Origin of the sequence: Clostridium sp. 1001275B_160808_H3, assembly GCF_015550425.1 — a bacterium.
In the GTDB taxonomy this organism is placed as follows: domain Bacteria; phylum Bacillota; class Clostridia; order Clostridiales; family Clostridiaceae; genus Clostridium.
Genome location: NZ_JADNAT010000030.1, coordinates 1 through 15,067 on the forward strand (window position 1 = coordinate 1; position 15,067 = coordinate 15,067).

Sequence of the window (15,067 nt, forward strand, 5' to 3'; positions counted from 1 at the left end):
TTATATCATAGGAGCTTTTTTCTGTGCAGAGCTTAAGCCATTTTATCCACCGGCATAGCCAGTGGTTTTCAACACAATAAAAACAGTCTTACAACATTGTAAAACTGTTTTTTTATTTTTTATTATAATACCTTAGATAAAAAGTCTATGGTTCTTGGATTTTTAGGATTTGTGAATATTTCTTCTGGAGTTCCTTGCTCTACTATATTTCCGCCGTCCATAAATAATATTCTATCTCCAACTTCCTTAGCAAATCCCATTTCGTGAGTTACAACGACCATAGTCATTCCTTCTTTGGCTAAGTTCTTCATAACATTTAGAACTTCTCCAACCATTTCTGGGTCTAAAGCAGATGTTGGCTCATCAAATAGCATAACATCTGGTTCCATAGCTAAAGCTCTTGCAATTGCTATTCTTTGCTTTTGTCCTCCAGATAATGATGCTGGATATGCATTTGCTTTCTCTAATAATCCAACCTTAGATAATAAATCTTTAGCAATTTTTTCAGCTTCATTCCTAGATTTATTCTTAACCTGCATAGGCGCTATTGTTAGATTTTCTAAAACTGTTTTATGAGGGAATAAATTAAATTGTTGGAATACCATCCCCATTTTTTCTCTTATCTTATTTATATCAGTTTTCTTATCTGTAATATTTTGTTCTTCAAATATTATTTCACCATCAGTTGGAACTTCTAATAAATTTAAGCATCTTAGGAATGTACTTTTACCAGATCCTGAAGGTCCTATTACAACAACAACTTCACCTTTTTTTATATTTTCATTAATTCCTTTTAAAACTTCATTTTCTCCAAAATACTTGTGTAAATTATTAACGTGAATCACCGGCCTTCATTCTCCTTTCTATATAATTCATAAGTCTACCTAATGTAAATGTAATTACAAAGTAAAATACTGCTGCAACTATTAAAGGTTCAAACCCTCTAAATGTTTTTCCTCTAATAACCTTTGCCGCATACATAAGCTCTCCAACACCTATTACAGATGCCATTGAAGATTCTTTAATTACAGTTACAAATTCATTACCTATAGCAGGTAATATATTTCTAATTGCTTGAGGCATTATTATAAGTCTCATAGCCATGAGTTGATTCATTCCTAAGCTTCTCGCTGCTTCTAGTTGTCCTCTATCAACAGCATCAATACCAGCTCTTATTATTTCAGATACATAAGCAGCTGAATTTAAAGATACAGCTATTATACCTGCAGTTAATGGAGACATATTTATACCTAACAATTCATCAAATGCAATATATACAATCATTATTTGTAATAGCATTGGAGTTCCTCTAATTATCTCTATGTACACATTAGCGATAATCTTTAAAGGATTTATTTTAAAAATTACAAAATTTGATCTCTTCATAAAGCATAATATTGATCCTAAAAGGACACCTAAAAGTACGCTTATTAAAGAAATTAATAATGTCCACTTAACGCCATCTATAAAATATGGCATATATTCAGATAAAAAACTAAAATCTAATGTCAAATCATACACCCCTTATTTTAATGTGAAAAATGAAAAAGTTAAAAATGAAAAAAAATGATTACTAACTCAGACAGACTGAGTTAGTAATTTAATTTATTCCATGATTCTTTCACTACTTAATTTTTTCAGTATTTCATCTTTTTATTCTAGTTATTTGTTTGTCCTGCTAAATCATTAGCATCTATTATAAATTGATCTAGTAAATTTTCTTCTTTTATTCTTTTAATTGTCTTATTTATTTGTTCTGCGAATTCTGGTGAGTTTTTCTTTATTGCAATTGCTGATCCACCATCTGTATCTTTTACTTTTTCTTCGCCTATAACTAGTTCTGAATTGTTTTTAACAATCATTTCTGCAACAGGTAATTCAACTACTAATGCATCTATCTTTCCTGATTTTAATCCAAGAATTAAATCATTAACACTTGAAAGTAATTGCATATCAGCATCTTTTATTTTTTCTTCTGCTAAATCCGCTTGAATTGATCCCATTTGAGCACCAATTTTTTTACCTGTTAAATCTTCAAATGTTTTATATTTATCTTTATCCTCAGCTCTTACTACCATTCCATGTTCTGCAATATAGTATATATCTGAAAAATCAACTGCTTCTTTTCTCTCTGCTGTAGGAGTCATACCTGATATTACCATATCTATTTTTCCTGTTGGAACAGCTGATATCAATGAATCAAATTCCATATCTTTTATTTCTAATTCAACGCCCATATCTTTAGCTATTTCTTTAGCTATTTCAACGTCAAACCCTACTATTTCATCTTTTCCATCTTTCATCATGTGGAATTCATATGGAGCATAATCTGCACTTAAGCCAACAACTAATGTTCCTTTTTCCTTAATTTCTGTTAGCTTGTCTGCATTATTTTTATTTCCACAACTTATTAATCCTAATCCCATAACCCCAACAACTGCTACGGCTAATATCTTCTTTATCATACCTTTTTTCATTATTAAATCCCCCTCTTTATGATTAAATATACAATTCCCATTCAATTGCGATAGCATAATTATACACCCTACTTTCATTTTTATTCAATACCTTTTTAAAATTTTTTTAATATTTTTTATTTATTATAATATTTTAATAAAAATATTAAAAAAAACAGCATATTTTATTCGTAAAATCAAATTTCTATAATATTTTTTGTCTTTTTATCCATCAAAACTTTATGCATAATTAAAAGTTGTCAGTTATTAATTATACATAATATGTATACATTCCTCATAATTAACAAAGGTAGAATATTATATAGTTAATAGAATTATTTAATTAATATAGCAAATCAAACTGCTATGCTATATCTTTTATATGCTACTAAAATCTAAATTTCTACTATACATTAGCAGTTAGTTATAGTTTATTTAGATATATTATTTATTTTAACTTAAATAAACCTTAATTATACTGTTGCATTTTTCTAATAAATACATATATTAATATTGAAACTTGAATGAAAGCAATATTTAGGAGTGATATATTTGACACATCTAAAAGAAAGACATCTCTTTCCTGGAGGAAATACTAACAAAGGATTTTATTCTTTTTATAAGTATATACTCACTCAAGAAGATGCAAATAGAATTATCTGCATGAAAGGTGGGCCTGGTACAGGAAAATCTTCTTTAATGAAAAAAGTGGGAGCTCATTTTAAGAGTAAAGGATATACCATAGAGTATCATCATTGCTCTTCTGATAATAATTCTTTAGATGGCATTGTTATAAAAGAGCTTGGGTTAGCTATTCTAGATGGTACCTCACCTCACATGGTTGATCCAATTCATCCAGGCGCTGTTGATGAAATTCTTAACATGGGGATTGCCCTTAACAATGATGCTCTTTCTTTGCACAAGAGGGAAATTATCGATATTTCTAAGAATATTAGTAACAACTTTCAAAGAGCTTATAGATTTCTATCTTCAGCAAAATCTATTCATGATGATTGGAGCAAATTAAATTCTAAAGCATTAGATTATAGTAAAATAGTTACTATAACCGAAAGCTTAAAAGAAGGAATATTTAATAAGCAAAAAGCTGGTTTTGGTGATGAACGACACTTATTTGCAACGGCCTTTACACCTAATGGAATAATCACCTTTGCTAATGATCTTACCTCTGAATTTAATCATAAATTTATATTAAAAGGCGGACCTGGATTTAGCAAAACTACTATTTTAACGGAAATAGGTAAAGTTGCTCAAAAGAAAGGCTACTTCGTGGAATACATGCATGATCCTTTTATTCCTGAAAGAATAGAGCATATTTTTATACCAGAGCTATCTACATGTGTAGTAACAGAAAATGAAATTAGTCAAAGCTCTTTTAATGGAAAAGTATATAATATTGAAGACTTCTGTGATGCATCTATACTTTCAAATAATAAGGAAGACATTGATTATGACAAAAAAATCTTTTATGAATTAACTAATAAAGCTTTATACTTCATTTCTGAAGCACATAAACTTCATGATGACTTAGAAGCTTATTATATAAATGCAATAGATTTTAAAATGTTAGACAAAATTTATGATGACGTAATCCAAAAATTTGAAAAATACATCCCTCAATAATTATGAATAAATGGGGTGCCTACGGCATCCCCATTTTTATTTCTTTTATATTTATTTATCTTACTGAGTTCATTACAAAAAATAAACTTACAATTGAAATTATTATACATATTGATGTATATATATATCTTTCTCTTCCTTTTCTATATAGGAAAAATCTTATTGCCCATAATATCATAGTTACACATATACCAATTTGCAACAAAAGATAGGAATTAAATATAGGCATATTGTTTATGAAATGATATGTTGTTAAGAATGTAAGCACTATAGTTACACTTGTTGATATTGCAGCTAAGGTGCATATTATTGTAAAAATATCCTTAACTCTAAATTTATCCATTTCTATTTACTCCTTTATTATCCCCTCAAACTCTTCTTCATTTAGAACCTTTACTCCAAGTTCAACAGCTTTGTCTAATTTTGATCCTGCTTCTTCTCCTGCTATTACAAAATCAGTTTTCTTACTTACGCTTCCTGAAACCTTCGCACCTAATAGTTCTAACTTTGCTTTTATTTCGCCTCTAGAATAATTTTTTAGTGTTCCTGTTACAACAACTGTCTTTCCTTCAAAAGGACTTGAGATTATTTCTTTTTCTTCAAATTTAGGATTAACTCCAAGTTCTAAAAGTTCATTTATCGTATTTAATGCTTTTTCTTCCTTGAAGAACTCTAAAACACATTTAGCAACTATGCCTCCTACGTCTTGCACTGATACTAAATCATCAAAACTAGCATTTTTTAAACCTTCTAAAGACTTAAATCTATTTACTAAATCTTTAGCAGTTTTAACCCCAACATTAGGAATTCCTAAAGAATATATAAATCTATATAGTTCACAATCCTTACTTTTTTCAACTGCATCTAATAAATTTTGCGCTTTCTTTGGTCCAAACTTATCTAACCGTAGCAACTCTTCCTTTTCTAGCTTATATAAATCTGCTATAGATTTAATATCTAGTTTTTCAAATAATTGCTCAGCTGTTTTTTCTGAAAATCCTTCAATATTCATAGCATCTCTTGATGCAAAATGAACTATAGTTTTAACCATTTGAGGTTTACATGAAAGAGTATTTTCACAGAAATAATGAACTCCATTTTGTACAAGATGTGCTCCACATGCTGGACAAACTTCAGGAACATTAATTTCTTCTGTTCCTTCTAATGATTCAGTTACTACTCCCATTATTTCTGGAATAACATCATTAGATCTTCTTACAAAGACTTCTGCTCCTACTCTTACACCTTTTCTTCTTATATCATCTATGTTGTTTAAAGTTGCTCTCTTTACAGTTACACCAGCTAAATCTATAGGATCTAATATAGCAGTAGGCCCTACTCTTCCACTTCTACCAACATTCCATTCTACATCAATTAGCTTTGTTGTTGCTTCTTGTGCTTCAAATTTGTATGCTATTGCCCACTTTGGAAACTTCACTGTGTATCCTAGTAATTCCCTAGTTCTTATATCATCAATAGCAATAACAACTCCATCAATATCGTAATTTAAATCAAATCTAATATCATTAATATAATCTATTTCTTTTTCTATTTCTTCAATAGTAGTGCAATACTTAACATAATCGTCCATTGGAAGACCTTTATCTTTTATGAAATTTAACATTTCTTCATAAGTCTTAAAGCCTTCACCTTCTTTATATCCTACATCATAGAAAAATGCTGACAAGTTTCTCTTAGCTGTTTCTTTTAAGTTTAGATTTCTTAAAGCTCCAGCAGCACCATTTCTTAAATTTTTAAGTGGTACATCTGCATTTTTATTGTAGTTGTCAAAAGCCTCTGTTGTCATTATAGCTTCACCATGAACTTCAAATAAATCATCGTTATTTATCTTTAATGGTATTGATTTTATAGTTTTAACCTGAGCTGAAACCTCTTCTCCTACTTCACCATTACCTCTTGTAGCTGCAGATACTAATATTCCATTTTCATCATAAGTTAAATTAACAGTTAACCCATCAAACTTTTTAGTAAGTACATATCTAGGCTCTGGTAAATCTTCTCCTCTTGAATTCATCTCTCTAATAAATTTAAGATTTCTATTATGCCAATCTTTTAATTCTTCTAAACTTTGAGCCTTATCTAAACTCCATAATCTTGCCTTATGAGTATATTTACTAAATCCTTCTAATATCCTATCCCCAACTCTTACAGTAGGTGAGTAAGGAAGAACATAACTTGTTTCCTCTTCTAACTTTTTAAGTTCATCATATTTCTTGTCATAATCCTTATCAGAAATCGAAGGATTGTCTAATGAATAATACTCATATGCATATCTATTTAATTCATCTACTAACTCTTCTATTCGCTGTTTCTTATCCAAATAAAACACCTCGTTATATAATTGATAATTGTTAATGGACAATTGATAATTATTGAAATAATTCAGCTTTGCTGAATTAAAATATTTTTCTAAACTCCTTTGGAGTTTATACCTTAATTGTGCATTATCAATTATCCATTGTCCATTGAATATTTACATAAGTTCTAGGTTTGCTAATGAAAGCATCAGTATTTTTATGCCTTGGTTATCAAAGGCTATTGTAAGTTTTTTGTCATTTCCTGAGTCAGCTATTGACACTACTGTTCCAACACCAAACTTACTGTGCTTTACTTTTCTTCCTACCGTTACATCATCATTTGAAACAGATGATTGTATAGTTTGTGCTTTTGGCTTTTGCATTTGCATTGAGTTTCCTCTTAAGCTATGTGGATTGCTAAATCTATTTTCTCTTGGGAACATTGTAGCTCTTGCACTTTGTGCTGAGTTGTTTCCTGAAACATATTCCTTTAAATCACCTTTTATTTCAGCTATGAAATCTGATTGTGGATATGCAACAGTTCTACCAAATTGTCTTCTAACCTCTGCTGAAGTCATGAATAACTGCTCTTTTGCTCTAGTTATACCAACATAACATAATCTTCTTGATTCTTCCATTTCAGCATCACTTTCAAACGAAGCATTACCTGGGAAGATTCCATTTTCCATACCAACCATAAATACTACTGGGAATTCTAATCCCTTAGCACTATGTACAGTCATTAAAACTATAGTATCATCCTCTTCCTCTAGCTTATCTGTATCTTGAACTAATGATACTTTTTCTAAATATGCTGAAAGACTCTTATCTTCACTGCTTCTTTCAAAATCAACAGCATCTGATACTAATTCTTTTAAGTTTTCTATTCTACTCTTATCTTCTATTTCCTTTGATTTTTCAAGCTCTGATATATATCCTGTGTCCTTTAATATAGTTTCTATTAATGTTGATACAGGCATTATTTCGCTCATTTCCATGAACTTATCCATCATTTCCATAAATATTTCTATTCCACCACAATTCCTTGCTGTAAGAGTTGGAATATTTCTTACTGTACTTAATGCATCCCATAAAGGTAATTCATAGTCATCTGCAAAATCAACTACTTTATTTACAGTTGCATCTCCAATACCTCTCTTTGGAACATTTATAATTCTTCTTAAGCTTATACTATCAGTTGGATTAACTAATACTTTTAAGTATGAAATCATATCCTTAATTTCTTTTCTATCATAGAATCTTGTTCCACCTAAAATTTTATAAGGAATATCTTTTCTTCTTAAACTTTCTTCAAATATACGTGATTGAGCATTTGTTCTATAAAGAATTGCAAAGTCCTTATAACTTTTGTTTTCTTCATCTTTTATTTTTCTTATTTGAGTTGCAACAAAATCCCCTTCATCACTATCAGAATAAGCTCTATAAACCTTTATTTTATTTCCTGATTCTTGCTCTGTTCTTAAAACCTTACTTTTTCTATTCGCATTATTTACAATTACAACATTAGCAGCATTTAATATATTTCCTTTTGAACGATAATTTTGCTCAAGTTTTATAACTTTTGCATCTGGATAATCTTTTTCAAAATCTAATATATTTCTTATATCTGCCCCTCTCCATTGATAGATGCAATTATGAACTACTACATCATTAGCTATATAATTTCTTGCATTATCTATGTTAAGGTCATATACGTAGCCTTCATAATCTTCTACTTCTACTGAAGTTATAATATCTTCAATTATTTCTTCACCCTCTAAAATAGCAATTGCCATGCCTTCTTTCATACTTCCTAACGGCATAAACTTAAAAGTATTATCTGAAGTTAATTTTGCTTTTCTAACAACTTCATAAGCATCTTCTACAGAAGCAAGCTTGCTTGAAAATTCTTCGGCATCATCATATAAGGCACGTTCTGTCTCTACTCTAAAAGTATTTCTTTTTCCATCTCTTACATTAAAACCTGATTCCATTAACTTCTTCTTACTTTCTTCGCCAGAAGTATTTAATCCTATTCTATGCGAATATAAACCTCTTTCTTCACATTTACGTCCACCAAAGAAGCTTACATTCACTATCTTCCTTACACTTTCTCCTCTTATTACAGCAGAACTTATATGATGAGGATAATCTAAATAAAGATACTCTTCATCCATTAACTTTTGAGCATTATCATATGTGTTTATTTCTTTAAACATCTTATTTATTTGTTCTTGAGTTAAAGAAATATTTCTTCCTCTTGAGTTAAACACAACCTTTGGAATACCATACTTAACAGAATAATATTCTTCATAATAAGTAGCCTCACCTCTTGAATCACAAACCTTTATTATCCACATTTTATCTGCTTGCTCTCCATTTAATCTTACAGCTAAGCCACTTGCATCGATACCTTTTCTGCTTCTTGTTGATGATGTTTGACCAATTCTATATCCAAAGCCTTTTTTATACATCAAATAAACATAATATTTTTCATCTCTTACAGTTACTCTCGCAAAGCTTATATGATTTGGTGTTCCTTTTATTACTTTTCCAGTTTCAGTAGTTATCTTGACTACTTTTCCACTATATTCTCTTTTAGATATATCTTTTATTTCTAATAAGGTGGTTTCTCCGTTTCCAGCTGCTACTCTAATTTTATTTGAAGCTTCTAACTCTTCTATTTTATAAACTTTATCTTCACCTTGAATTAGAGTTCCCTCAACTAAACATTGGTCATCATCGCCTACCACGCATACATTTCTATATTTTTCTGCCAAAAGTCTAATTAATTCATATTGAACTTTATTAGTATCTTGATACTCATCTACCATAATATATTGGAATTTTCTTTGATAGAATTCTAATGTTTCTTTATCCTTTTTAAATAGCTCTACAGTTTTAAATATTAAATCATCAAAGTCTAAAGCATTATTTTCTTTTAATCTCTTTTGATACATTTCATAAACATCTGCTATTTTCTTTTCTCTAAAATTACTTTCATGCTCTCTCATAAAACTTGCAGGGCTTTGCATATTATCCTTAGCCTTACCTATTTTACTCATGATTTCTTGTTCAGTTATATCTTTATCATTTATATTTAAAGCTTTCATACACTCTTTTATAAGTGTCTTTTGATCTGAAGTATCATATATTGTAAAACTCTTTTTATATCCTAGTTTTTCTATTTCTCTTCTAAGTATTCTTACACAAGTTGAGTGAAATGTAGATATCCACATATCCTCTGCTCTTTCACCTATTAAAGCTTTAACTCTATCCTTCATTTCCTTTGCAGCTTTATTAGTGAAGGTAATAGCTAATATTTTATATGGTAAAATTCCTAAATCGTCTATCATATGAGCCATTCTATGTGTCAAAACTCTGGTTTTACCTGAACCAGCTCCTGCTAATATTAATACTTGACCTTCTATAGTAGTAGCCCCTTCATATTGCTCTTTGTTAAGTAATGACTTTAAATCCATCTGTACAGACTCCTTTCCTATTACTAACATATTATAACATACATATCTTTTATATTGTTGCCTAAAAACATTAATTAGATTATAGTAATTTAAATTTATACATAAAAAATCGATATACTATTTCAAAATTCTAGTATATCTTTTTTATTTATTATATATTTTTTCTTTATTATAATCTCACCCTATTTTAGTATATTCATTAACAATGCAATAATTGCAATATTTGAATAAAAAATATCATTATTTGTTGTAAATGATTTTTTTATTGCAAAAAAGTCTTATTAATAAGTCCGTTAACCAATCTATTTCTTAAAAACTTTTTAAAATTTATAAATAATGTCGAAATCATTATAAAATCAATATAGTAATTGAAATTGTTTTCTTTTATTTATTTTATAAATTATACTTATAGTAAACGTTTGTATTTGTTTTTAAACAAACAAAAAACGCAACCCTTGGGGCCAGGTTGCGCTTTAGCAATAAGCAATAAATAAAAAGGGGGCTATTTATTCCTTTTATTTATCCTTGCAAAAATATTATATTGCATCTTTTTATAAAATGCAAGATATTTTGAAAATATTATTGTAAAGTTTGTCTATTATGAATGATAAACCTTCATTTTAACCAAATATTCGTTAAAAGCCTTTTAAAATCGCAACTTCTTCTTCAGTTAGCTCCCTATATTCGCCCTCTTCCAGGTCTTCATCTAATTGTAAAGTTCCAAATTCAACTCTTTTTAAGTAAACCACGCTCTTATCAACAGCTTCAAACATTCTTTTTACTTGATGGAATTTTCCTTCTTGAATAGTAATCATAACTTCTGATCCATTCTCTGATGATTCTAAAATTTCGAGTTTAGCTTCCTTACATGTATATCCATCATCTAAAGTAATTCCATTTTTAAATTTCTTAATATCTTCTTCTGTAACTTTTTTGTCTATTTTAGCATAATAAACTTTGTCAACCTTCCATTTTGGAGATATTAATCTATGATTTAAATCCCCATCATTTGTTAATAATAATAATCCAACTGTATCCTTATCTAGCCTTCCTACTGGAAATGGGTTAAATACTTGATGCTCTATTTCTAATAAATCAATAACAGTCTCATCTCTATTATCAAAAGTTGCAGATATAACCCCATCTGGTTTATTCATCATTAAATATATGTACTTTCTATAAAATATCTCTTCTCCATTTACATAAATCTTATCAACTTCTGGATCAACTTGCATTCCATTATCCTTAACAACTTCACCATTTACTTCAATAAGTCCTTTTCTAACTGCCTGCTTAATTTCTTTTCTAGTTCCATATCCTAAATTAGATAAAACCTTATCTAGTCTTTCCATTCAAGCACCTTCCTTCTTAATATTATGTTGAGCCTTTATCCACTATTTTATTACTTAAAGCAGAAATAAACAAGGAGGAGAAGGAATGAAAGAATTGAAAATGAAATAATTATGGATAAAATCCTTATAGGATTTTTAAATTTATATAGTATATTATTCCAAAATCACCAACTATTTATAAAAACAGTAGTTAGTTTTGTTTTTACACAAAATTAACTACTGTCTTATTTTATTAGTCTCCTATGTCATTTATAAGCCATTTATCAGACCCCTTATGCTTTATCAAATAATAATGTTTTGACTCTTCACCATTTCCTGTTGGCTCTAATGATTCATCTTTATACATAATATTATATGTTACGCGATATATCTTTACTTGATCAATTTCTAAATCACCTTCCTGTAACAATAAATTAATTATATAGTTTTTATATTGTGATTCATCCGTTACAAGCTTTATATTCTCAAGTTCTATTTTTTCTAAGTTATCTAATCTAAATTTATTCTTTTTATTTCTATCTGTGTAGTTTTCTAATAGTTTTTCTAAGTTCTTATCATTTCTATACTTAATTGCATTAGTTATTGTTTCTTCTGCCTCCAAAGAACGTTCAGAAATATTTGATTTCTTAATAATAGCATTTTCCTTCGTACCAGAATCTTGTTCATTAATGGTATAACTTTCCTTGTAAATAGTAGTATTCAATAATTTACTAATACCTATAAGGATTATTATTAACAATACGGCAATCCATATATATTTACTTCTATTTATATTAATCACCCCTTCTATTATTTTGTTGCATGTTTCAAATTAATAAATAAAAGGATGTCTCAAAATGATTTTTAACTATTCATCTAGACATCCTTTTTTTGCTATTAAATTTATTCATTAACTATTAACTCATACTTCTATAATATCTATAGTTTTCTAATATTTTAGGAACATAATTTTGAGTTTCTTGTGGCATCTTGTATAAATCACTAGATGACTTTACTCCTCTTCTTTCCATTGTTCCTTGTCCACCATTGTATGCCATAAGTGCCATTTCTAAATTTCCATCAAACATATTTATATAATCTTTAATATGTTTAACTCCAGCTTCTATATTTTCGTCAATATCAAAGGGATTAGTTAATCCATAGGCTTCTGAATTAAAATCCATTAATTGCATTAGTCCTTTTGCTCCTGCAGATGATACTGCATTGGGATTAAAATTAGATTCTTGTTTAATTATAGCAAGTATTAAGTTTCTATCTACACCATATTTTTGTGAATACTTATCAACAGTAGAATAAATCTTTTCCACATCAACTGAAGAATCTTCATTTCCCTCTATAGTAGATTCATTAGAACTTATGTTAGTAGTTGTACTTCTCTTTACGGTATCATCTAATATTAATTCACCTGTTTGTATAGGTTCTTTTCTCATTCTAAGTGGTATTTGTTCAAGCTTTTGTCCAACTCCAGTAGTCACGTAAGTATTAGAATTTTCTTCACCATTATTATTTGAAGAATTTGATTCGTTATTTTTTAATAATGCTTCATATACTATCTCAAATTCTGGGCCATCCCCTATGGCTTTTTTTAATACTTCTTTACTAACCATACTTCCCATATAATCTTCTATCTTAGGAATATCCACTTCTTTTACCCTCCGAAATTACACTTTTATATTAATATCGGATAAATATAGCTTTCCTTAAGGCTCAACTTCAAATTCTAAGCTTATATAATCTTCATAGTTAATCTTTTTATAATAACTTTTACTAAGAACCAATATTCTATAGCTTCCAGTAGAAAATGGTAAGAAAGTATAATAATTCTTTCTGCTATAAGCTTGTACTCTTACCCAATTTCCTTTTTCCATAATATAAAATTCATAACAAACTTCTTTTCCACCTTCACTAGTTACCTCAAAAGTTACTTCATTATTAACAACTATGTTTTTATTTTTAACTTTTATTTTCGTATTGCTAACTGGAATAGCTTCATGAACATAAAGTGATACTTCCTTTTTAACATCATAGTCTTCATGACATAAAACATTCTTCGCATAAATCTCAAATGTATATTTTCCTGAACATTTAGGTTTAACTCTAAGTCTTTTACTTTCAATAAATCCAGTATCCTCAACTTCATGTCCATTAATCTTAGTTACATATCTTAATAATATATTTTTAGTATTTTGTACTATAGTTTCTAGCTCTATGGTATCTCCAACTAAATAAATTTCCTTTTGTGAAAGTAAAACATAATCTATTTCAGCTTCTTGATAGTCCTTAACCTTGAAATAAACAAAATCATGTACATCATATTCCTTTGATGAATATTTATCTAAAACCCTAACTTCAACTTGATATTCTCCACTTTCTTCTGGCGTAAAATTAACCCAGTTAGTTCTTCCATAATTACTTCTTTCTTTTTCTTTACCATCTTTAAATACTATAAATGAATATTTAAGTTCTGTCCCACCTTCAGCTTTAACTTTTATATTGATTGGCTCACCTTTTATACATCCTCTAGTTTTATTCGAAAAAACATCTAAGATATTTACTGGTTTTTCACCTTTCTTATCTATTTTAAAGCTTAATTCCTTTATATCCTCATATTCTCCATCAAAAGATATATCTTTAGCCTTAAGGATTATCTTATACTCTCCTTCTAGCTTGGTTTCCCAATTAAAACTTCTAGATCTTATATATCCTGTATCCTCTGCTACTGGGCCTTCAATTATATATCTATATAATATTTCTTTTCCCCCTATTACAGATGATTTAAATGTTATATTAGTTCCAGATACTTGAGGAGAATTTAAATCAGATGAAAAATTTCTTATTTTTATTTCATCATAAGGCTTTATATTGTACATCATACATGCTCTATCATCATATTGTTTATTAGAAAAAATATCCCTTACATAGCATAAAAGTTTATAATTACCCTTTTGCTTTTCAGAAAATGATACTATATTTTTAGTAGAATAATCTTGAATACATGTTATTCTTCCATTAGTATCTACTCTTAAAAATTTATAGAGTATTGTCCTAGTTTTATCACAATTTACACCAACCTTAAAAATTAACTCTTCATTTATTAATAGATTTTCACTTAAGCACTCAAAAGAATTTATTTCTATAATAGGTTGTTCTTTAACTTTAAATATTACTGTAGTAAAATCATCTACATTTTCCTTAGAAGATGGTCTTTTACATTCAATAAGTAACTCTCCGTCCCCTGACTTAGTAGTAGTATAAGTTAACTTATTTTCTGTACTGTAATCTTTTAGTGGCTCCCAACCTTGCTTTCCTTTTATCCAAAATCTATATAATAATATTTCTTCTTCATCTGAAAGCACTTCTAAGTTTATCTTTTCCCCTACAATTAATGATGTTTTATCAATTATTACATCTTTTATAAGCTTAATATTTTTATTAAGCTCAATAATATCCTTTTCTTCTATACCTTTTATTTGGTAATTTACCTTTGTATTTTTTAACTCATTAGAATCCTTATCTTTGTATTGAACCATTATCATATAATCTCCAGATTTTCTAGGCCTCCACTCACATTCCTTTTTATCTGAAAAATCCTGAATTGGCTTCCAAGTTAAATTTCTTTCCCCAGGAGATCCTTCCAAAAACTTATATTCAACACAATTATCATCTTCTGAAACTATTTTTATATTTATTTTTTCATCTATAACTGATGGACTTTCCTTATCAAAAGTTATTAATAATTCGCTCATATTCTTCACACCCTATTTTTCTCAATTTTCCCTAATATCATTATACAGTTTACATAAGGAAATTTATAACGA

At 28.6% G+C, this 15,067-nt stretch carries 11 protein-coding genes; 1 reads left to right on the forward strand and 10 read right to left on the reverse strand.

Going from position 1 to position 15,067, the window contains the following annotated elements; all coding sequences use genetic code 11:
* Positions 1 to 122: 122 nt before the first annotated feature.
* From I2A75_RS16280 to I2A75_RS16290, 3 genes are all read right to left on the reverse strand, one after another.
* The gene (locus I2A75_RS16280) at positions 123 to 845 is read right to left on the reverse strand and encodes an amino acid ABC transporter ATP-binding protein (protein ID WP_195266577.1); all 723 of its coding nucleotides are present in this window, start codon (positions 843 to 845) and stop codon (positions 123 to 125) included.
* The gene (locus tag I2A75_RS16285) at positions 832 to 1,479 is read right to left on the reverse strand and encodes an amino acid ABC transporter permease (protein ID WP_195266638.1); all 648 of its coding nucleotides are present in this window, start codon (positions 1,477 to 1,479) and stop codon (positions 832 to 834) included. The genes I2A75_RS16280 and I2A75_RS16285 overlap by 14 nt, the downstream gene beginning before the upstream one ends.
* 179 nt (positions 1,480 to 1,658) lie before the next feature.
* A complete protein-coding gene (locus I2A75_RS16290) occupies positions 1,659 to 2,477 on the reverse strand; it encodes an ABC transporter substrate-binding protein (protein ID WP_195266579.1) in 819 nt (272 codons plus the stop codon).
* 522 nt (positions 2,478 to 2,999) lie between these two features.
* On the opposite strand from I2A75_RS16290, the gene I2A75_RS16295 reads away from it, so the two are divergent.
* Complete coding sequence (locus tag I2A75_RS16295; protein ID WP_347707772.1) at positions 3,000 to 4,097, forward strand: PRK06851 family protein; 1,098 nt, start codon at positions 3,000 to 3,002, stop codon at positions 4,095 to 4,097.
* A 55-nt stretch (positions 4,098 to 4,152) separates the two neighbouring features.
* On the opposite strand, the gene I2A75_RS16300 is transcribed toward I2A75_RS16295, so the two are convergent.
* The 7 genes from I2A75_RS16300 to I2A75_RS16330 all read right to left on the reverse strand — a co-directional run bounded on the left by I2A75_RS16300 (position 4,153) and on the right by I2A75_RS16330 (position 14,995).
* Positions 4,153 to 4,440, reverse strand: a complete 288-nt coding sequence (locus tag I2A75_RS16300; protein ID WP_195266583.1) for a hypothetical protein — start codon at positions 4,438 to 4,440, stop codon at positions 4,153 to 4,155.
* A gap of 6 nt (positions 4,441 to 4,446) precedes the next feature.
* Positions 4,447 to 6,438 (reverse strand): NAD-dependent DNA ligase LigA, encoded by a 1,992-nt coding sequence (gene ligA / locus I2A75_RS16305; RefSeq protein WP_195266585.1) that lies wholly within the window; start codon positions 6,436 to 6,438, stop codon positions 4,447 to 4,449.
* A 153-nt stretch (positions 6,439 to 6,591) separates the two neighbouring features.
* On the reverse strand, positions 6,592 to 9,897 hold the full coding sequence (locus I2A75_RS16310) for a UvrD-helicase domain-containing protein (RefSeq protein WP_195266587.1): 3,306 nt from the start codon (positions 9,895 to 9,897) through the stop codon (positions 6,592 to 6,594).
* Between the two features lie 635 nt (positions 9,898 to 10,532).
* Entirely contained in the window at positions 10,533 to 11,249 is a 717-nt protein-coding gene (locus I2A75_RS16315; RefSeq protein ID WP_195266589.1) for a pseudouridine synthase, read from the reverse strand.
* A gap of 232 nt (positions 11,250 to 11,481) precedes the next feature.
* Positions 11,482 to 12,030, reverse strand: a complete 549-nt coding sequence (locus I2A75_RS16320) for a DUF4829 domain-containing protein (RefSeq protein ID WP_195266591.1) — start codon at positions 12,028 to 12,030, stop codon at positions 11,482 to 11,484.
* A 115-nt stretch (positions 12,031 to 12,145) separates the two neighbouring features.
* Positions 12,146 to 12,892 carry a lytic transglycosylase domain-containing protein gene (locus I2A75_RS16325; protein ID WP_195266594.1) on the reverse strand — a complete coding sequence of 249 codons (747 nt, stop codon included), beginning with the start codon at positions 12,890 to 12,892 and terminating at the stop codon, positions 12,146 to 12,148.
* A gap of 57 nt (positions 12,893 to 12,949) precedes the next feature.
* Positions 12,950 to 14,995 carry a triple tyrosine motif-containing protein gene (locus I2A75_RS16330; protein WP_195266596.1) on the reverse strand — a complete coding sequence of 682 codons (2,046 nt, stop codon included), beginning with the start codon at positions 14,993 to 14,995 and terminating at the stop codon, positions 12,950 to 12,952.
* Between the last annotated feature and the right edge of the window lie 72 nt (positions 14,996 to 15,067).

Bases quoted from the DNA above. Each gene is read 5' to 3' on its own strand.
- I2A75_RS16285 (WP_195266638.1), bottom strand. From the start codon at position 1,479: ATGCCATATTTTATAGATGGCGTTAAGTGGACATTATTAATTTCTTTA.
- I2A75_RS16290 (WP_195266579.1), bottom strand. From the start codon at position 2,477: ATGAAAAAAGGTATGATAAAGAAGATATTAGCCGTAGCAGTTGTTGGG.
- I2A75_RS16300 (WP_195266583.1), bottom strand. From the start codon at position 4,440: ATGGATAAATTTAGAGTTAAGGATATTTTTACAATAATATGCACCTTA.
- I2A75_RS16310 (WP_195266587.1), bottom strand. From the start codon at position 9,897: ATGGATTTAAAGTCATTACTTAACAAAGAGCAATATGAAGGGGCTACT.
- I2A75_RS16315 (WP_195266589.1), bottom strand. From the start codon at position 11,249: ATGGAAAGACTAGATAAGGTTTTATCTAATTTAGGATATGGAACTAGA.
- I2A75_RS16330 (WP_195266596.1), bottom strand. From the start codon at position 14,995: ATGAGCGAATTATTAATAACTTTTGATAAGGAAAGTCCATCAGTTATA.